Source organism: Thermococcus nautili (genome assembly GCF_000585495.1).
Lineage (GTDB): Archaea > Methanobacteriota_B > Thermococci > Thermococcales > Thermococcaceae > Thermococcus > Thermococcus nautili.
Genome location: NZ_CP007264.1, coordinates 1,121,015 through 1,139,829 on the forward strand (window position 1 = coordinate 1,121,015; position 18,815 = coordinate 1,139,829).

The 18,815-nt window shown below is 54.9% G+C and carries 19 protein-coding genes; 12 read left to right on the plus strand and 7 right to left on the minus strand.

The genetic code is table 11. From position 1 onward, the window contains the following. Window positions 1-8: 8 nt before the first annotated feature. Window positions 9-284 (plus strand): elongation factor 1-beta, encoded by a 276-nt coding sequence (locus BD01_RS06185; protein ID WP_042691023.1) that lies wholly within the window; start codon window positions 9-11, stop codon window positions 282-284. Window positions 285-341: 57 nt separating this feature from the next. Then, window positions 342-566, plus strand: coding sequence for a DUF2283 domain-containing protein (locus BD01_RS06190; RefSeq protein WP_042691025.1), 225 nt, complete (start codon window positions 342-344; stop codon window positions 564-566). On the opposite strand, the gene BD01_RS06195 is transcribed toward BD01_RS06190, so the two are convergent. Beyond that, on the minus strand, window positions 563-1,585 hold the full coding sequence (locus tag BD01_RS06195; RefSeq protein WP_042691027.1) for a tetratricopeptide repeat protein: 1,023 nt from the start codon (window positions 1,583-1,585) through the stop codon (window positions 563-565). The genes BD01_RS06190 and BD01_RS06195 overlap by 4 nt on opposite strands. A 302-nt stretch (window positions 1,586-1,887) precedes the next feature. Between BD01_RS06195 and BD01_RS06200 the strand changes: the two genes are divergently transcribed. Together BD01_RS06200 and BD01_RS06205 are read left to right on the plus strand one after the other, a co-directional pair. Then, on the plus strand, window positions 1,888-3,732 hold the full coding sequence (locus tag BD01_RS06200; protein ID WP_042691029.1) for an anaerobic ribonucleoside triphosphate reductase: 1,845 nt from the start codon (window positions 1,888-1,890) through the stop codon (window positions 3,730-3,732). A gap of 22 nt (window positions 3,733-3,754) precedes the next feature. Next, complete coding sequence (locus tag BD01_RS06205; protein ID WP_042691030.1) at window positions 3,755-4,501, plus strand: anaerobic ribonucleoside-triphosphate reductase activating protein; 747 nt, start codon at window positions 3,755-3,757, stop codon at window positions 4,499-4,501. On the opposite strand, the gene BD01_RS06210 is transcribed toward BD01_RS06205, so the two are convergent. Beyond that, entirely contained in the window at window positions 4,444-5,166 is a 723-nt protein-coding gene (locus BD01_RS06210; RefSeq protein ID WP_042691032.1) for a hypothetical protein, read from the minus strand. The two genes, BD01_RS06205 and BD01_RS06210, sit on opposite strands and share 58 nt — an antisense overlap. A gap of 150 nt (window positions 5,167-5,316) precedes the next feature. Between BD01_RS06210 and thsB the strand changes: the two genes are divergently transcribed. From thsB to BD01_RS06230, 4 genes are all read left to right on the plus strand, one after another. Beyond that, the gene (gene thsB / locus BD01_RS06215; RefSeq protein WP_042691034.1) at window positions 5,317-6,954 is read left to right on the plus strand and encodes a thermosome subunit beta; all 1,638 of its coding nucleotides are present in this window, start codon (window positions 5,317-5,319) and stop codon (window positions 6,952-6,954) included. 65 nt (window positions 6,955-7,019) lie between these two features. After that, window positions 7,020-7,901, plus strand: coding sequence for an ABC transporter ATP-binding protein (locus BD01_RS06220; RefSeq protein ID WP_042691036.1), 882 nt, complete (start codon window positions 7,020-7,022; stop codon window positions 7,899-7,901). After that, entirely contained in the window at window positions 7,885-8,568 is a 684-nt protein-coding gene (locus BD01_RS06225) for a sterol desaturase family protein (RefSeq protein WP_042691037.1), read from the plus strand. Before BD01_RS06220 ends, BD01_RS06225 begins: the two co-directional genes overlap by 17 nt. 47 nt (window positions 8,569-8,615) lie before the next feature. Continuing rightward, a complete protein-coding gene (locus tag BD01_RS06230) occupies window positions 8,616-9,761 on the plus strand; it encodes a hypothetical protein (RefSeq protein WP_156927391.1) in 1,146 nt (381 codons plus the stop codon). Here the strand turns inward: BD01_RS06230 and taw3 are convergent. The 5 genes from taw3 to BD01_RS06255 form a co-directional block, all read right to left on the minus strand. Continuing rightward, window positions 9,745-10,344 (minus strand): tRNA(Phe) 7-((3-amino-3-carboxypropyl)-4-demethylwyosine(37)-N(4))-methyltransferase Taw3, encoded by a 600-nt coding sequence (taw3, locus tag BD01_RS06235; protein WP_042691041.1) that lies wholly within the window; start codon window positions 10,342-10,344, stop codon window positions 9,745-9,747. The two genes, BD01_RS06230 and taw3, sit on opposite strands and share 17 nt — an antisense overlap. A gap of 30 nt (window positions 10,345-10,374) precedes the next feature. Beyond that, window positions 10,375-10,707, minus strand: a complete 333-nt coding sequence (locus tag BD01_RS06240; protein ID WP_042691043.1) for a PIN domain-containing protein — start codon at window positions 10,705-10,707, stop codon at window positions 10,375-10,377. After that, window positions 10,695-10,916 (minus strand): hypothetical protein, encoded by a 222-nt coding sequence (locus tag BD01_RS06245; RefSeq protein WP_042691044.1) that lies wholly within the window; start codon window positions 10,914-10,916, stop codon window positions 10,695-10,697. Before BD01_RS06245 ends, BD01_RS06240 begins: the two co-directional genes overlap by 13 nt. Window positions 10,917-10,940: 24 nt before the next feature. Next, a complete protein-coding gene (locus BD01_RS06250) occupies window positions 10,941-12,938 on the minus strand; it encodes an IGHMBP2 family helicase (protein ID WP_042691046.1) in 1,998 nt (665 codons plus the stop codon). A 131-nt stretch (window positions 12,939-13,069) separates the two neighbouring features. Next, window positions 13,070-13,330: a hypothetical protein gene (locus tag BD01_RS06255; protein WP_042691047.1), complete on the minus strand. Its 261-nt coding sequence runs from the start codon at window positions 13,328-13,330 to the stop codon at window positions 13,070-13,072. A gap of 303 nt (window positions 13,331-13,633) precedes the next feature. Here BD01_RS06255 and guaB point away from each other — a divergent pair, with 303 nt between their 5' ends. The 4 genes from guaB to BD01_RS06275 all read left to right on the plus strand — a co-directional run bounded on the left by guaB (window position 13,634) and on the right by BD01_RS06275 (window position 18,745). Next, window positions 13,634-15,091, plus strand: coding sequence for an IMP dehydrogenase (gene guaB / locus BD01_RS06260; protein ID WP_042691049.1), 1,458 nt, complete (start codon window positions 13,634-13,636; stop codon window positions 15,089-15,091). Between the two features lie 112 nt (window positions 15,092-15,203). Beyond that, window positions 15,204-16,745, plus strand: coding sequence for a DUF4932 domain-containing protein (locus tag BD01_RS06265; RefSeq protein WP_084606327.1), 1,542 nt, complete (start codon window positions 15,204-15,206; stop codon window positions 16,743-16,745). Between the two features lie 94 nt (window positions 16,746-16,839). Next, complete coding sequence (locus tag BD01_RS06270; protein ID WP_042691052.1) at window positions 16,840-17,589, plus strand: ABC transporter ATP-binding protein; 750 nt, start codon at window positions 16,840-16,842, stop codon at window positions 17,587-17,589. Then, entirely contained in the window at window positions 17,582-18,745 is a 1,164-nt protein-coding gene (locus BD01_RS06275; protein WP_042691054.1) for an ABC transporter permease, read from the plus strand. The genes BD01_RS06270 and BD01_RS06275 overlap by 8 nt, the downstream gene beginning before the upstream one ends. Window positions 18,746-18,815: the final 70 nt, after the last annotated feature.

The window sequence follows — 18,815 nt, forward strand, 5'->3', positions numbered from 1 at the left end:
TGAAAAAGATGAGCGACTACAATATGGTTGCGGTTGTTAAGGTCATGCCGACCGACCCCGAGGTCAACCTCGACGAGCTCGAGGCCAAGCTCAAGGAGGCTCTTCCTGAGAAGTTCGGTCTTGCCAAGGTCGAGCGCGAGCCCATAGCGTTCGGTCTCGTCGCCCTCAAGTTCTACGTCCTGGCCAAGGACGAGGAGGGCTACGACCTCGACCAGGTTCTCGAGGCCTTTAGGAACGTCGAGAACGTCGAGAGCGCCGAGGTCGAGACCGTTTCGAGGATTTGAATTCCCTCTATTTCTTATTGAGTAACATTTTTGAGCTCTTTTTGTGATTTGCTCGTTATGAAGATTAGATACGACCCTAAGGCCGATATTCTCTACATTCTCCTCAAGGAGGGCCCGGTAGCGGATATCGATGAGGTGGATGAGGACATCTGGTTCGAGTACGATGAGCAGAGAAACGTAATCGGGATAGAGATTTGGAACGCCGGCGAGAACGTAATTCGGAGGAGTCTCCTTGAGATAGAGCGTTATGCAAAGGGATTGAAAGAAGAGGCAAAAACTTAAAGCCCCAAACTCAGGCTCAGCTTCGGCCTCTTCCACTCGTCGAGTATCGAACGAAGCTCCTCGTTTTCCACCTTCGCGTAAAGCTCGTCGAAGCGCTTCTTTGCTTCCTCGTCCCCAGCGCGCCAGCGCGCCAGCTCTGCTATTGCCCTGAAGAAATGCCTTGTGTCGTCCTCGAAGAGCTCGGCAAAGGTCTCCATGTTCCTCGCTATCGTGTCGTAGGCGTTCTCGTTGAACAGCCCCTCGATGAAGTCAACCAGCGTGTCGAAAACGACGCCGAATATATCGTCGCTCACGTTGATTGCCTTCAGCAGGGCCTCGCGAAGGGCCTTGAAAGCTTTGTCGTAGTCCTCTCTACCAGCGTGAATCTCGGCCTCGACAAGCTTGGCGTTTATCTCAATCTCGTCGTCGCGCGGGTTCCTTAAGACTTCCTTAATCAGCGCCTCTGCTGTGTCGTAGTCCCCGAGCTCGTAGTGGAAGTGCGCCAAGTCGAGGAGGCTTATGAGCCTGTTCTTCTCGTCGTTTATGCGCTCGAATATCTCTCTCGCACGCTCCATCAGCTCTATGGCCTTCTCCGTTTCGCCGAGCTCGTCGTAGTTCACCGCGAGGTTCGCTAACGTCAGCGCTATCTCCTTGTCGTTCTTCAGGATGTTCTCCTCGTGCTCAAGGAGTTTCTGGTACGTCTCTATCGCCTTCTCCGGCATTCCGAAGTGCTCGTAGGCATCGGCGAGATAGTAGAGCGCCGTCGCGTACTCCTCGGGGTCGTCCTTCTTCTTCTCAACGACCCGCTTGTAGAGCTTTATCGCGCTCTCGACGTCGTCGAGGTGAGCGTAAACGTGTCCAATCTCGTGGAGCAGGTCGTAGGGGTCGTCGCACTGAACGGCAACTTCTCCAAGCCTCTTGAGCTCTTCCCTGAGCTCCTCCTCGGTCTCTATCGAGTCGATGTAATCGTCAAATAGCTCGAGCAGTTTCTCGCAGTCCTTCTCGCTCAAAGCTTTCTCCCACTCTTTCTTGATGTCCATTTCACATCACCGCCCTTCGGTTGGCCGAACCCGTTAAAAAGCTATGGTATCCATAAAACCAAAAAAGTTTGGTAAAATTTTCGAGCTAATTTTGGATATTCGACAAGTTACCGTCGCATTCACTCCCTCAACCCGACAGGATTGTCATTTTGTTCGTCGTCTGTTCATTGATTTTTTACTCAGTTCATCGTTTCACCGCACTTCTTCCCGGGTAATGGATATTATGTCCAAGTATCCAAAGGGAAGGGTTATAGGCCGTGGCCACAATTCAGGAACCTGGACAATTTATCCAGGTGGTCGAGATGGAGGCAGTAAAGAAGGACATCATTCAGGAGTACGCGGGCTGGAGCAGTCTGGACGTTCTGGAGAACGCCAACCGATACCCTGGCCCGACGGGTTTCTTCGCCTACGTGATGGAGGAGGCCTTAAAGGAGAGCATCTCACTGGTCCCGAAGGAGGGCAGGGAGGCGCACTTCTCTGGCGATATATACATCCACAAGCTCCCCTACAGCCTCTACATCCCCTACTGCACTGGCCACAGCACCGCGAGGCTACTCGAAAAGGGCCTCAAGACTCCGACCATAGTCTCAAGACCTGCCAGGCACTTCGACACCTACGTCGACCACATAGCGAACTACCTCATAACGATGCAGCACTACTTCAGCGGTGCCCAGGCTTTGAGCTCGGTCGAGTGGTACGCTGGGCCCTTCATCAGGAAAGAAAGCTTAGACAGGCGTAAAATCAGACAGCAGATTCAAAGGCTGGTTTACAACCTCAACTACCCGAGCAGGGTGGGGATGCAGACTCCATTCACTAACTTCACCGTAACGCTTGACGCTCCCAAAAAGATGCTCGAGGGCGACCACGCGGTTTACGCTGGAGAGAAGGCCGAACCCCTCGGCGAGTATGAGAGGGAGGCGAAGGAGTTTTTCATAGCCCTAACTGAGGTCCTCCGCGAGGGAGACGCGCTCGGCCAGCCCTTCACCTTCCCGATTCCGACGCTGATGGTCACTGCCAAGATGCTCTGGGACGACCCAGAGATATTCGAAGCGGTCTTTGCGACGGCGTCGAAGCGCGGGAGCTTCTACTGGCTGAACACGAACGTCGTTGACCCGGACGCGAGCTACGCGATGTGCTGCAGGATTGCAATAGACAAGACCGAGATGGCCTTTGCCTTCGGAGTCTCAGGAAAGAACGCCGAGGAGGAAGCGCTGGAGAGGCTTGAAAGGGGGCGCTTCGGCGGGCTCTGGGCGATGCCCGACGTTACAGGCTCGGTGAACGTGACAACGGTAAACCTCCCGAGGCTTGCCCTTAAGGCGGGAGGAGACGACGATAAATTCTGGGAGGAGTATGAGAGGGTTCTCGAAGTCGTGAGGAGAACAACGGACTGGTTCAGGGAGCGCTACGTGAGGCTTATCACCGCCTACCGGCACATGTACAGCATGATTCACCTCTACCTCGAGGAGTTTCCGAGCAGTCACTTCAACACCGTCGGAATCCTCGGCCTTCCGGAGGCGGCCTCGATTTACCTCAACGAGCCGAAGCTCTGGGAGGAGGGAACGAGAAAGGACTGGCTGAGAGCGGCCGAGCTGATGAAGGAGATGGTGGAGTTCGCAACGACCAAAGCGAGGGAGTGGATGAAGGAAACGGGAACGCCCTGGAACGTCGAGGAGGTTCCCGGTGAAAGCGCCGCGGCGAAGTTGGCTATAAAAGACCTCCGCGAGTTCCCGGAGCTTAAGGAGTACCTCAGCGACCCGGAGAACCCCATTTACTCGACCAGCGTGGCGCCCTACTACGGCTCTCTGGAGCTGGCCGACAGGATAAGGGTGGAGGAGAAGGTCCAGAGGAGCTTCACAGGTGGAGTGATGATGCACATCTTCCTCGGCGAAGAGCCGGACCCCGAAGCCCTTGCAAAGCTCACTAAGAGGCTCATGAGGACGGAGCTCGTCTACTGGAGCTACACTCCCGCAATAACCGTCTGCAATGCCTGCGGGTACTCAACGACGGGCCTGCACACCCACTGCCCGCGCTGTGGAAGTGAGAACGTCGAGGTGTGGAGCAGAATAATCGGCTACTACAGACCGCTCAAGAACTGGAACCCATTCAGGAAGAAGGAGTTCTGGACGAGGAGGCACTACTCCTCCTGATTTCTTTTCTGGAGGTGGTTCCATGCTCACGAGCGGGTGGAAGAGCGTCAGCATGGTCGACGTTCATGGAAAGGTTACCTTTACGCTATGGCTCTGCGGGTGTAATCTGAGGTGCCCCTTCTGCCACAACTGGCGCATAGCTGAAGGCCTCGACTGCTTCCCCCTCGACAGAAAAGCCCTCCTCGACGAGCTTGAGGCGAGCGCGTTTCTCATTGACTACTTCCACGTCACCGGGGGCGAACCGCTGATGCAGTGGCGAGAGCTAAGCTCGCTCTTCGCGGAGGTTAAGCTTCTGGACGTCCCAGTAAGCCTCAACACGAACCTCACCCTCGTCGGACCCCTTGAAAAGCTCCTGAAGGCTGACCTGGTGGACCATATAGCGACAGACCTCAAGGCTCCTCCGGCACTATACGGTCTCCCCGAAAAGCCCGCGGAAAAGCTCTGGAGGCTCTTCCTGAGGGGTCTTGAGGTCGTTTCGGACTACGGAATCCCTCTCGAACTCAGAATTCCTGTGGCGAAGGGCTTTGACGCGTGGCCTTACATTGAAGAGGGTCTTAGGAGGGTGAAGACTGACTTCTACGTTGTCCTGAATCCACTCGTTGGAAGGCCTTTAACGAACCCCAGGGACGAGGACTGGTGCTCGGAACACTGCTGGCCGGGGAGAGAGGTAGAGGAACTGCGGGAGAGGCTTGAGGAACTTGGCATTGCCGTTCATGTTAACCAGTTTATGGAGGGTTCCCCTGGACAGGCCCTTAGCAGTTCCGTGTAGCGCTCCACAACGCGCGCTTTCAGCTTTTCGTAGTCTTTTTCTCCCCGATACACGATTTCTATCTCGACCCTGACGGTGCTTGTGCTGAAGTTGAAGTAGTCCGGGTACCTTGCGACCACTACCGCCTTCCTTAGCCTCCCGTCCGAGACTGTTAAGTTGGCCCTAATCCAGTCGTTCACTGGGATTTGCAACGTCTGAGGGCCGTATTTGGTGTCATTTATTGTGACGTTCTCGTAAGGTGGAACTCCGGGTTTTCTGACGAGTGTGACCTCAATCGGGTTCCCCCAAGTGACGTTCCTGTCGTAGAGTGGACTTCCGTTGAGGACCGGAAGGAGGTAGTTCATAAAGACAATCGGCCCCAGAATCTCTTGGGTTCCGTTGTTCTGGCCGCCTCTGCCGCATATCGTCCACCTGACTGTCTTCCCGGTCCCGTTGAACAGGCTCCATATTCCCGATGCGTCGGGTTCTTCAACCACGAGATAGTGATTTTCCTCTTTGAGGACGAGGGTCGTGAAGTTGTCTACTCTGACGACGGCTACGTAGTCGAGGTTTTGGTTGATGTCCTCAAGGTATTTTTCCAGCCCGCCAGCTTGAAATTGGCTATACGCTACCAATGCCACGGCGAGGGTGAGTACCACAATTGGGATTAGCTTCCTCATGCTCATGATTACTCTTTCTAGTAGGGATTTATAAGTCTTGTCTGACAGTTCACCGAAAAGCTTATAAATAGGCCAAAGGAATGATAACGCGGAAGCACTTAAGGTTACTAAAAGACCTCATCCCGCAAAAAAGAAAAAGGGAGGGGGTGAGGGGAGATGGCCCAGCTCGCTGGACAGCCGGTCGTTATTCTGCCTGAGGGAACCCAGAGGTACGTTGGAAAGGACGCCCAGAGGCTTAACATCCTCGCCGCTAGAATCGTTGCCGAGACCATAAGGACCACACTCGGCCCGAAGGGTATGGACAAGATGCTCGTCGACAGCCTCGGAGACATCGTCATCACCAACGACGGTGCCACCATACTTGACGAGATGGACATCCAGCACCCGGCCGCGAAGATGATGGTTGAGGTCGCGAAGACCCAGGACAAGGAGGCCGGTGATGGTACCACCACTGCTGTCGTCATTGCTGGCGAGCTCCTCAAGAAGGCTGAGGAGCTCCTTGACCAGAACATTCACCCGAGCATAATCATCAAGGGTTACGCCCTTGCCGCCGAGAAGGCCCAGGAGATTCTTGAGGGCATCGCCAAGGAGGTCAGCCCGGACGACGTTGAGACCCTCAAGAAGGCCGCTGTGACTTCAATCACCGGAAAGGCCGCCGAGGAGGAGCGCGAGTACCTCGCCGAGATTGCCGTTGAGGCCGTCAGGCAGGTCGCCGAGAAGGTCGGCGACAAGTACAAGGTCGACCTCGACAACATCAAGTTCGAGAAGAAGGAGGGTGCCTCCGTTAGGGAGACCCAGCTCATCCGCGGTGTCGTCATCGACAAGGAGGTCGTTCACCCCGGCATGCCCAAGAGGGTTGAGAACGCCAAGATTGCGCTCATCAACGACGCCCTTGAGGTCAAGGAGACCGAGACCGACGCCGAGATAAGGATTACCAGCCCGGAGCAGCTCCAGGCCTTCCTCGAGCAGGAGGAGCGCATGCTCAAGGAGATGGTTGACAAGATTAAGGAGGTCGGAGCGAACGTCGTCTTCGTCCAGAAGGGCATTGACGACCTCGCCCAGCACTACCTCGCCAAGTACGGCATAATGGCCGTCAGGCGCGTTAAGAAGAGCGACATGGAGAAGCTTGCCAAGGCCACCGGCGCCAAGATTGTAACCAACGTCCGCGACCTGACTCCTGAGGACCTTGGTGAGGCTGAGCTTGTCGAGCAGAGGAAGGTTGCCGGCGAGAACATGATATTCGTCGAGGGCTGTAAGAACCCGAAGGCCGTCACCATACTCATCAGGGGTGGAACCGAGCACGTCGTTGACGAGGTCGAGAGGGCCCTCGAGGACGCCGTCAAGGTCGTCAAGGACATCGTTGAGGATGGCAAGATACTCCCGGCCGGCGGTGCTCCGGAGATTGAGCTCGCCATCAAGCTCGACGAGTACGCCAAGGAGGTCGGCGGCAAGGAGCAGCTCGCCATCGAGGCCTTCGCTGAGGCCCTCAAGGTCATCCCGAGGACCCTCGCCGAGAATGCCGGACTCGACCCGGTCGAGACCCTCGTCAAGGTCATCGCCGCCCACAAGGAGAAGGGTCCGACCATCGGTGTCGACGTCTTCGAGGGCGAGCCGGCCGACATGATGGAGAAGGGCGTCATCGCTCCGCTCCGCGTTCCGAAGCAGGCCATCAAGAGCGCCAGCGAGGCGGCAATAATGATACTCCGCATCGACGACGTCATCGCCGCCAGCAAGCTCGAGAAGGACAAGGAGGACAAGGGCGGAAGCAACGACTTCGGTAGCGACCTCGACTGAAGGCTTTGATTCTTCTCCCCTTTAACTTCCAAAATCCTTTTTAGTTCCGCGAGAACTCTTCTCGTATGTTCGCCGTTGAGGTTCAAGGCCTTTCGAAGTTCTACGGCCCAAAGGTGGCCCTCGACCGCGTTTCCTTTTCCATCGAGGAAGGCGAGATAGTCGGCGTAATCGGGCCGAATGGTGCTGGAAAGACGACGCTGATACGAATTCTGACGTGCCTCCTGAAGCCCGACTCTGGAGAGGTTAGGGTTTTTGGAAGGAACCCCTGCGAGGCGAAAGAACTCTTCGCCCTCCTTCCGCAGGACGTCAAAGCCCACTTCTACACGCTCACGCCGAGGGATTACGTCTATTACTATCTCAGAATGCGCGGCGTTGGGAGAAAAGAGGCTCGAATAAGGGTTAAAAGGGCGCTCGAGGAGTTTGAAATAAGCTACGCGGACGAGGCCGTCTCAACGCTCTCCGGCGGTATGATGAGAAAGGTTCTCCTCGCGATGGTGCTATCTACCGATGCCGGGCTGTACTTCCTCGACGAGCCGACCGTTGGCCTTGACGTGGAGAGCAGGCTCAAGCTCTGGGAAGTTCTCCGCGAGAGAGCTAAGGGAGCGACTATAGTTCTCACCAGCCACTACCTCAACGAGATATCCAGCGTCTGCGACCGCGTTCTTCTCCTAAGGGAGGGAAGGGTTGAGGCCTTCGGAAGGTCGGAGAGAATTGCGGGTGAATACCTCAGGGGGCTTCATTCAAAGGTCGTCGTCTTCGGCGAGGTCCGTCTTGATGGCTTCCTGACGAGGAGGGCCGGGAGGAATACCTACGTCTACACCCGCTCGAAGGCTGAGGAGAGAGAAGCCGTTGAGGTCCTTGAAAGGGCCGGCGTGCCCTTTAAGGTCGAGGAACTCACCATAGAGGACGTTTTCATTGCGGGTGGTCTCGATGGTGGCCATCGTTGAGTACTACGCCAGGGCACTCACGAGGGGCAGGTTCTCGCTCCTCAGCTTTGCACTTCAGCCCCTCTCCTTCATCTTCATAGTCTACGTTGTCAGCGGGGGAAGGTTTCTTAACACTGCCTTGGCCGGTGCACTTGTGAGCTTCGTCGTTGGAGTTGGTATAGCGGACCTTGCGATAGAGCTTGTCGGGATGAAGACCCGCTCGCGGTTCTACGACATAATCATGAGCCTACCTGGAAGCAACTGGAGAAAGGCCCTCGGCATTTCCATCGGGATGAGCGTTCCGGCTTTGCCCTACGTCGTCCTGTTAACGGCGATACTCGTCTGGAGGCTCGGAGTTTGGGCGTTTCCAAGAATGCTCGCGGCGATAGCGGCGCTGTGGCTCTGGAGCGCCGGAATTGGCTTCCTCCTGGGCGTTAAGGGAAAGGAGCCGATTAGGGTGATGAGGCTCTCGAACCTTCTCGTTGCTGGACTGACGGTCTTTCCACCGGTTTACTATCCGGCGAGCGTCCTTCCGGGGTGGCTTGCAAAAATCTTGGTATTCCTCCCGACCGTGAGTGCCTCCCAGGTTCTCTCTGGGACGGGAGGAAGGGCATCCCTCATAACAACGTTCCTCTGGGGAGTTCTTGGTCTGGCATTCCTACTCAGGTTCGCGGGGATTGAGGAGTGAAAACGGCTTTAAAACCGCTTTTCCAATTGAAGTTTGGAGGTGTGTGGATGTCCGTGCCGAATTTCAAGGATATATCCACAGGAGACCCCAAATGGTTTGGTCTTTCCAAAAGGTACTGGAGGATTGTCCTGATTGAACTTGTTATTTCGCTCGTTCTCTCGGTGCTCTCCTCGGGCAAACCCCAGTTTCCGTTTATCAGACTTAACCTTGACACGCCCTACGGTCCCGTTCTGGTTACTATCGTTGGAATCATCGTCTTTGCCAAGCCCGCAACTAACCTCATTGAGAATCTGGAGCGCTGGAGGAAGGAAGATTCACGTTCTAGAGAGGCCAATCGAGGCGTTGAGCTCTTAGGTATCCCCAAGGAACGTTTAAAAACATGGGAGTACCATGATAAAATTGTCCTGGGTTCTGTACTCGTAATGATTGGTGTTATCCTTCTTGACATCCTTCGTTTGGGTCTCAGCGGCTGGGTGGACTTTCTTGGTTACCTTTCCCCGTACGTTAGGGCCTACGCTCCTTGGGCGTTTTATCTTCGTGTTATCCTAAGTCTAACCTACTACGCCCTTTTGGTGTGGATATACGCATACTGGGCCTCATTTATGGCGTATTTTGTTGGTTACCTCTCTGTCATACGGTCCCTGAACTCGACAAAGGTTTCACCCGTTGTGGAACTCGGTAAGCTTGCTGATTCAAAGAAAAGCCCCTGTTTGATGACTCCCACCAACTGTATCAAGCCTTTGACGAATATCGCCGAGAGTTTTGTTGAGCTTGGAAGGCAGATTAAAATGCTGTTTGGACCAGGACTTTCGGTGGCTTCCGCTCTGCTCGCCGTTTCAGTACTCTCGGCTGTTTACGTGGTGGTTACAAAGTATACGAGCATACCCCAAAACGATGCAGGACTAATCTCCGGTTGGGGCTTTTTATTGGGTTCTTTAGTGCTCTTTGGGGTGCTAATGCACATGGCGTCGAGTTTTGTCTCAGCGATAAAAGAAGAGACCATTACTTACCTTCACAAAATCAGGATTGGCTTAATAAACTCCGGTGGGAACGAGAAGGCCTACGAACTGCTCGACGAAATCGAGAGGGCTCTTGAAACGATAAGGGCAATTCCCCTGCGCTCCGATGAGCTGCTGGAACTCGTTTCGATAGCGATAAGCGTAATAATGGCCCTTCTTACTGGCTCTGGCTGAGCTTTCCAACCTCTTCCTCCAGTCTCCTCAGCTTTCCCTTAAACCTCCTCAGCTGGTCGTTCGCTATGCCCACAATTCTCCTGATGTAGTCCTCGCTCACCCACAGCTCGCCGTCCGCGCCGAGCGGGACGTCCATTCTCTCGGTCGAGCGAATCTCGACGAGGAGCTTCCTGTGGCTTACGCTCTTGATGTTGCTGTACTTGAAGCCCAGCCCTATGGCAAGGTTGAGCAACTTAACGGCGTCCTCCAGAGTTCTCGCCCCAACGTGGAGGATAGGACTCCGGACAAGAAACCAGAGCTGGCCGGACTTGTGCTTTCCAATCGCTTCAAAAACCTCTTCGATGGTAACTTCCCTGTGCCACTTGCCGAGCCAGACGGAATTGACCTTGTCGCCGAAGTGGGGCATCTCCATGACCGAAATCCTGCCCGAGCAGGAGGAGGTTGTGAAGTAGTTCTCAAGCGCGTTGATTTTCTCGAGCAGGGTTATTATGTCCTCGTCAACCTTGCCCTCCGCCAAGGCCTTGCTCAGACCCTCCATCGCCTTCGCCTTCTGCTCTTCGAAGTTCTTCGTGTAGAGGAACATGGTTTCGAGTTATGGAAGAAGTTTAAAGGCTTAACGTTTGAGGAGAATCAATTTCAGAGAAGAGACTTTCGCTATCTCTTCAAAGTCGGAATCGTATGTTATCAGCTCTTCGCCCCGATTAATACATATAGCCGCTATGAGCAAATCTGCAAAGCCTTGAGGACTGCCTCGCTTGAGGAGTTTTTCCTGAAGCTCATGAGCGAGAAGATAATCGTCAAGGTTTGGAAACAGAACGTCCCCTTTAAAGCGTGAGTACCTCACAATCCTCGGAAACTCAACGAATGTAACCCCGGTTATGTTCTCGTGGATTTTCTCTCCCCTTCTGAGACGCTCTATGGCAACGTTTGTGTCTATGACAGCCATTTAACCCGCTCCCGGTCCTTTTTTCTTAAATTCTCAACCCCTTCAGGAACTTCGATTTCGTCTTCGGTCTCTTTAATCCCGAGTAACTTTCTCAGCTCCTCCCCGTTCATTCTCTCGGGGGTACTCTCAAGTAACGCCCTCATAAAGGCCTCCCTGAACTTCTTCTCATCAACCCAGTCTGGAACGGAGAGAGTTATGATTTTCCCCATCTCAACACCCATAACAACTTTGCTCTATTTGATTTTAACTTTTCCTATTAACCTTTTGGCATCAACCACCGTCTCCCTCTCCCTCACGAACTCCACCAGTCTCCTGTAAGTCGGGTGCGAGCTCAGCGTCGAGGAGTCGCCTATCAGAATCAGCTTTCTCTTCGCCCTCGTCAGCGAGACGTTCAACCTCCTCAAATCCTTCAAAAAGCCCAGCTCACCCTTCCTGTTCGAGCGGACGAAGGAGAGAACTATGACTTCCTTCTCTCTGCCCTGATAGCCGTCCACCGTCTTGACCTCTATTTCTTCAGGCAAAAGCGAGCTTATCAAATCGCGCTGGTCGTCGTAAGGCGTTATGACGCCAATCCATTCAGCCTTAACACCGAGTCTCAGGAGACCCTCAACGGCTTCCTTCACGAGCCTCGCCTCGAGCGGGTTCTCCCTGCTCTCGCTTCCATACCTCTGCCTCTCGAAGCGGTCTTCTCTTCTGGCAGTATCTATGAAGACGAGCACGTTCTCTGGTTTAAGCACCTCAGCCCATGCATCTCCATCTTCCGGCGATTTCACTCCCAAATCGGCTAGCGTTATTCTCCTGATGCTCTCGTCCGCCTCGATTCTACCGTCGTAAAATTCCCTGCTGGGAAACTCCATTAGGCGTTCGTTCATTCTGTACTGGACGGTCAGCATCTCACTCTTTCCGGGATAACGCTCGATTAAGCCCTCGAAGAGAGTCTTGCTCAGCTCCTTTGCCTTCTCGCTGAGTATCGTGGGGGGCAACTGCTTGTGGTCGCCTGCCAAAACGAAGCGCCCTGCGCGGTTGATTGGGATGAGCACGCTCGGTATCGTCGCCTGCGTGGCCTCGTCTATTATCGCAACGTCATAGGAGCCGTAGTCAACCACTTCCAGCCCGGCCGAAGAGTTCGTCGTCAGAACGACGTCCGCTTCCCTTATTATCTCCCTCGCTATCCTCTCCTCCAGCTTCCTCGCATCGTCGAAGGTCTTCTGCACCTGCTCGTTGATTTTAAGCCACTGGGCCATCTCGCGGATTAAGCGAGCTGGAACGCCCCTCGTTCCTATTCCCTTCTCGGCCAGGCGGAGAATCTGCCTGTCGGTCAGCCCGCGCCTGTACTTCGGAGCGGGCTTCGTGAAGGTGTCTCGCTTCTCCTTCAGGTTCTCCCCGATTACGCGAAGCTCCCTCAGCTCGCCGTAAAGCTCGTGCTGGGTCATTAGGTAAGCTAAGGTCGTCTCGTGCAGGCCCCTTGAGACCCTGCTTGGGTGTCCGACGCGGACGACCTTCAGACCGGAATCAACCAGTCTCTCGACGAGGTTATCAACGGCCACGTTGCTCTCGGCAGTTGCTAAAACCCTGTTCCCCCTCGCCACCTCCTGCCGTATCAGCTCGACGAGTGTCCTCGTCTTTCCAGTCCCGAACGGCCCGTGAATCAGGAAGAAGTCCGGGCTTCCAAGGGCCTTCGCTATTGCCCTCCTCTGGCTCGCGTTCAAACTCTTGTCAAAGGGCGTGAACTCGACTTCCTCACCCCCTTCAGGCTCCCTCAGGCCGAGGTAGAGCTCTAAAGCCCTTCTCCCGCTCTCCCGGAGGTTTTCAAGGTTCTCAAGCCAGCGCTTGAAGGTTATGTCGTTGGCGTAGAGGTCTATCCTAACGCTTTTCAGCGCCCATTCCGGGACGGTCTCCAAAGCCACTGTTATGAACCGCTTCCCCTTCTCGACGACGGTTCCAACCAAATCGCTCTTCAGCGGGTCTCGTTTGCTTATCACGACCAAGTCGCCGACGCTTATCTCCGTCTTGATTTCCCTCTCGCGCCCGTATCTGACGAGGAAGTAGCCGAGCTCCTCGCCGATTACCTTTCCGTTGAGGCCGAGAACAGCCCTTCCAACCTTCTCCCTCTCGCGACCGCTGAGCCGTCTCATCTCGGCTCTCATGGCCTCTATCTCAGCCTTCCGCTCCATCTCGATGAGAACCTTGAGCTTGGCGATGAACTTTGAGAGCTTCTCGTTTTCGTTCATTTTTCTTCCCGAAGGGCGAAGAGAAGAGCCGTTTAAAAGGTTGAGGGTGGTCAGCCCATGCGAGTTTCCTCACCGCTCGGACGAAACTTCCCTCATCATCCCTGAGAGGGTAGAAGGAAGGGGTTAAAAAGCTAAGCCCCGTCCGTCTCTATCACCGAGACGATGTCCCTGTGGAAAGACCTGATTGCCCTGACGTGCCTTTCCTCAACCCTGCCGCAACAGGCGACGCGCTCGTAGAACCTCTCAAGCTCGTCGAGAAGCCACTCGAGCTGTCTCTTGGAGCTCTCGCCCAATCCGTTGCCCAGCAACTTTCCCCTCAGAAACGGCATGACCTCCGACGGTTTTCCGAGGGCGGCCCAGAAGAGACCTTCCTTTAGAATCTCGAAAAGCAACTCCTCGGACCTTGCGCTAACGAATGGTTTGGCCCTCCCCCCTGAGCTTTTCTGAAGCCCTCCTTTGAATTTCGTAACCCCTCCTCATGGCAATCACCGTAGAGCGGACTACAATGTTCTATATTGGTTTTTCGGGAGCTTTTTTGTACACTAGACGGAATCTTCACCGAAAATCCTACCCCCTTTGTCATAATGTCACATTACTGCGGTTAGACGTGACGAATTTACAGGCCATCACTCGCTCGAAACCCTTAAAAATGCCCTCCAAGTTCATGTTAAAAAGGACGCGGAGGTCCGAGAGGAATGGGGAAGTTTGAACACAAACTTGTTAATGCTATTAAGGGCTACACCTTCGACGACGTTCTTCTCATACCCCAGCCGACCGAGGTCGAGCCGAAGGACGTTGACGTCTCGACGAGAATCACGCCGAGGATAAGGCTTAATATTCCAATTCTCAGCGCCGCGATGGACACGGTGACGGAGTGGGAGATGGCCGTCGCGATGGCGAGGGAAGGTGGACTAGGAGTAATCCACAGGAACATGAGCATAAGCGAACAGGTCGAGCAGGTCAGGAAGGTCAAGCGCGCCGAGCGCTTCATCGTCGAGGACGTCATCTCGATTTCACCCGACGAGACGATTGACTACGCCCTCTTCCTGATGGAGAAAAACGACATCGACGGCCTGCCGGTTGTCGAGGACGGAAAGGTCGTGGGAGTAATCAGCAAGAAGGACATAGCCGTCAAGCCTGGAAAGCTCGTGAGGGAAGTAATGACCGGCGAGCCGATAACGGTTCCAGAGAGCGTAACGGCAGAGGAAGCCCTCAATCTAATGTTCGAGCACAGGATTGACAGGCTTCCTGTTGTGAACTCTGAAGGGAAGCTCGTTGGCATAATCACGATGAGCGATTTGGCGAGGAGAAGAAAGTACAAGAACGCCGTCAGAGACGAGAACGGCGATTTGGTGGTTGCTGCTGCTGTTGGTCCATTTGACCTTGAGCGTGCAAAGGCCCTCGACAGGGCTGGGGTTGACGTCATCGTCATCGATACCGCTCACGCCCACAACCTCAAGGCTATCAAAGCCATGAAGGAGATAAGGAAAGCGGTCGATGCAGACCTTATCGTTGGAAACATCGCCAACCCGAAGGCCGTCGATGATTTAACCTTCGCCGACGCTGTTAAAGTCGGAATAGGACCGGGAAGCATATGCACCACCCGTGTCGTCGCTGGCGTCGGCGTCCCGCAGGTTACAGCGATAGCGCTCGTAGCGGACAGAGCGAGCGAGTACGGGCTTCACGTCATCGCTGACGGCGGAATCCGCTACTCCGGTGATATAGTCAAGGCCATAGCGGCCGGAGCAGACGCGGTCATGCTCGGCTCTCTCCTTGCTGGAACGAAAGAGGCGCCGGGCAAGGAGGTCGTAATCAACGGACGGCGCTACAAGCAGTACCGCGGAATGGGATCGCTCGGGGCTATGATGAAGGGCGGGGCCGAGAGGTACTACCAGAAGGGCCACATGAAGACGAGGAAGTTCGTCCCGGAGGGTGTTGAGGGCGTCGTTCCCTACAAGGGAAGCGTGAGCGACGTTCTCTACCAGCTCGTCGGTGGCCTGCGCTCGGGAATGGGATACGTCGGGGCGAGAAACATCGAAGAGCTAAAGGAGAAGGGCGAGTTCGTCATCATAACGCAGGCGGGAGTTAAGGAGAGCCACCCGCACGACATACTCATCACAAACGAGGCCCCGAACTATCCGCTTGGGAAGTGATTCTCAATCCCTCTTTGTTCCACTTCTTTTCTCTGGAAGTCTTAAAAGATTAAAAGAAAAACAATTCAAGAATCATGGGCATGCTAAGAAATTCAAACGCCAGAGAGGAGGAATGAGAGTGCCCCGGGCCAAACACGTGCTCGTCCCCCTGTCTCTGCTTGCGCTCCTCTTCGCCTTTTACCTTGCCCAATCGCACGTTCCACCGAAGCCGGACTTTCAGCTCAACCTCTCCCCGGTTTCCGAGTGCTCCGGCAACGTCTGCGTCGAGGTGAACCCCTACACCGAGCTGACAAACGTTGTTTTCCACCTCGCTGGCTGGAACTCCAACAACGCTACTCCCTACTCCCGGGAGGCTGGGTCTTACTTTTCCCCCTACGGAAATCACAGGGCGGTGCTCCTCGCTAAAAAAGCCCTGAGGGAGGGTTTGGGGTACGACGCCATTCCCAAGTTTGCAATGGAGCTGAACTCCACGGAGTGGAGTGCATACCTAGTGAGAAGAGTTCACGGGGATAAAAAGCTCCTCAACGAACTCGCCACAGCCATAAAAGATTTCGCCCGGGACTCGAACTTTTCAGCCTTCTACGAGAGCCACAAAGAGTTTTACAGGGAGCAGATAGGGCTGTTCCTTAAGGAGAATCCGGACGTTTTCAGCCTCCCCCGCTTCGAGGAGAATTTCTTTAGGGAGAAAAAGAGCCGCTGGATTTTTGTCCTTCAGCCTCTGGAAGTGTACTACAGCTACGGCGGGTGGACGAACAATACCGTTTACGCGTTCCTCGGCGTCTGCTCGTTCTCCAACGGGACTTATTCCTACTGCAGTGCTTCCACCCACGAGCTTGCCCACAGCTTCGTCAATCCCGCGGTGGGGAGACACTACCGGGAGTTTAAGGAGTATGAGGAAATGTTCTCGCCGGTGAAAGACGTCATGACTTCTATGGGATACGCCAGCTGGAAGACCTACCTTGATGAGACCTTTGTCCGGGCGTTTGAAGCTTACTACATCCTCAAAACGGAGGGAAACCAGAGCGCTGAGAGGTTCATAAAGGGCCAGGAAGCCCTTGGGTTCTACCTCGTTGGGAGGGTTTATCGGGCGTACCTAACGGAATACATACCCAATAAAGAAAAATACCCCACCTTCGAGAGCTTCATGCCCGAGCTCGCGAAGCTTATGGGGAGCTGGTATAAGGAGGGCTTCTGGAGGAACGTTTCCCCGGAACCGACCATTAGAATGGCCTTCATGGCGTTTAAAACGGAAGGCGTTAAGCTGTACGTTGCCGGAAATCTCTCGAACAGCGAATACGTTAAAAGCTACGTTGAGACCCTCAAAAAGGCTGGTTTTAAGGTAACCTTCACGAAGGGGCTCGAAAGCGGCAACGTTATTGTCATCGCACCTCTGAACTCCCCCGCTGTCAGCAAGCTCAAGGGATACATGGAGATACGGGGTAATTCTGTCGTTCTCGATGGGGTTGAATATTCTAAAGGAGTTTTCCTCGTTGAGGTCCTGAGGAACCCGAAGGGAGGGGGTTATATCCTGCTGATAACCGGGACGCCTGATGTTTTCAACAGAAAGCCCTCGGGAAACAGCAGCGAGGACCTGATGAACTACCACTACTTCGTCTATCTAACAAGCCTAAAGAGGGCCGTTGCGTTCGGGTGAAAAAGGGAAGCGGACACACAAGAAACGCAATTCTTATAAGTAATCCTATCCAACTCTCAGTCTGACATCTTTGGAACCCCCAGAGGTGGGCGGAGTGTCCAGCGAGCCTGCGGTCCTCGTGAGAAACCTCGAAAAGGCCTACGGGCGCGTTTGGGCCCTGAAGGGTGTGAGCTTCTCCATCCGGGAGGGCGAGATATTCGGCCTCATCGGGCCGAACGGAGCAGGGAAGAGCACCACCCTGAAAATCCTCGCAACGCTTCTCCCGCCGGACCGGGGAAAAGCTGAAGTGATGGGGCACGACGTCGTTAAGGAGCCTGAGAAGGTCAGGAAGCTGATAAGCTACCTGCCGGAGGAGGCGGGAGCCTACAGGAGCATGACGGGGCTTGAATACCTCCGCTTCATGGCCGGGCTGTACTCCCAGGCGACAGGAAAAGACGCCGGTGAGATGCTTGAGCTCGGAATCGAGATAGCGGGCCTCGGAGCGAGGCTCTACGACAGGGTCGCGACGTACTCGAAGGGAATGGTGAGGAAGCTCCTCCTCGCGCGGGCTTTAATGGTCAAACCGGAGCTGGCCATCCTCGACGAGCCGACGAGCGGCCTCGATGTGGCAAACGCCTATGAAATCAGGAAGCGTATAAGGGAGTTCTCCAGTGAAGAAGGCGTTTCAGTCCTCGTTTCGAGCCACAACATGCTCGAGGTCGAGTTCCTATGCGACAGGGTGGCAATAATACACAGGGGGCTGATTGTGGAAGCCGGGACGCCGGAGGAGCTGAAGGAGAGGCACAACGCCGAAAACCTCGAAGAGGTCTTCATGAGGGTCTCCGGGGGTGTTGTCAGTGGGTGAGCTGTGGCTAATGTTCCGGAAGGAGCTTATGGACATCCTCCGGGACAGGCGTCTCGTCACGGCCGTAATCCTCCCCCTAATCCTCCTACCAGCTATGTTTGGGGTTTTCCAGTCTTCCTCGCATTCATCTCGGCTTGCCATCGGCGTTATCAACGAGGACTCCGGGAAGTACTCAAAGGCCCTCGTCGCGTTCCTCGAAAGGAACGGAATCGCTATCGATGAGAACTCGCCGGTTACGCTCGTAATCCCCGCGGGCTTCTCCGAGGCGATTGAAGAAGGTCGCTCCCCGCACCTGCTCATAAGGACGAGGCTCTCGTCCGTTTTTGATTTCAAGACTGTCAAGCTCGCCGGCACGCTGAAGGCGCTGGTTCTGCGCTTTGGGGAGGGCGTTCTGCCATCGATACGGCCCGAGTTCAGGCTCTACGTCGGAAACGATGTCCTCAGCATAGAGCCATCACGCTACGTCTCAGCCCTCCTTAGGGGCGCCTTCGCGGTTCCCTTCGTGCTCTTTGCCATTGGAATCTACGCCGCCCAGGCGATAGCGGCCTCGGTCGCGATGGAGAAGGAGGGCAAGACCCTCGAAACCCTTTTCACGCTCCCGGTCTCGCGCAGGTCAATAATCCTTGGAAAAATCCTCGCCTCTGTGGTTTTTAGCCTGCTCGTGCTCGCTTCCTTATCAGCTTCGTTCTGTCTGGCCTCGCTGTTTTCAAAGCATTCTTCAGGGCACTCCGCCGGCGTTTCGGTCGGGACAGTTCCTCTAATCTTCCTCTCCGCCGGGACCTTCCTGCTCTTCGTCCTGATGCTCCTGACGAGCCTCTTAGTTTCCCTCTTCACCCTCGACGTCAGGAGCGCCCTCAGCGTGGCCGGGCTCGTCGAGGTGCTCTATCTCATCCCCCTCTTTGTCATCTTCATGGGGCTCGACGTTTCTGGTGTGGCCGCTCTGCTCGTGAAGGCCGACCCCGGCTACGCCCCGATACTTGCGTTCCTGAGCGCAACGAGTGGCAACTACATAACGGCCCTCGGGGCGCTCATCTACCTCCTCCTGTGGAACGCGGTGGTGCTCAGGCTCGCGGTGTGGGTCTTCGAGAGCGGCGCGCTGATGACGAAGAGCATAGACGCGGGCAAGCTCAGGTGGCTGGTAAGGGTGAAGATTTGATGTTCCGGAGGAATTATGCATAAAAGAAGCTTCATATCATAAATCTTATCTGTGGTGATGACCGGTGAAG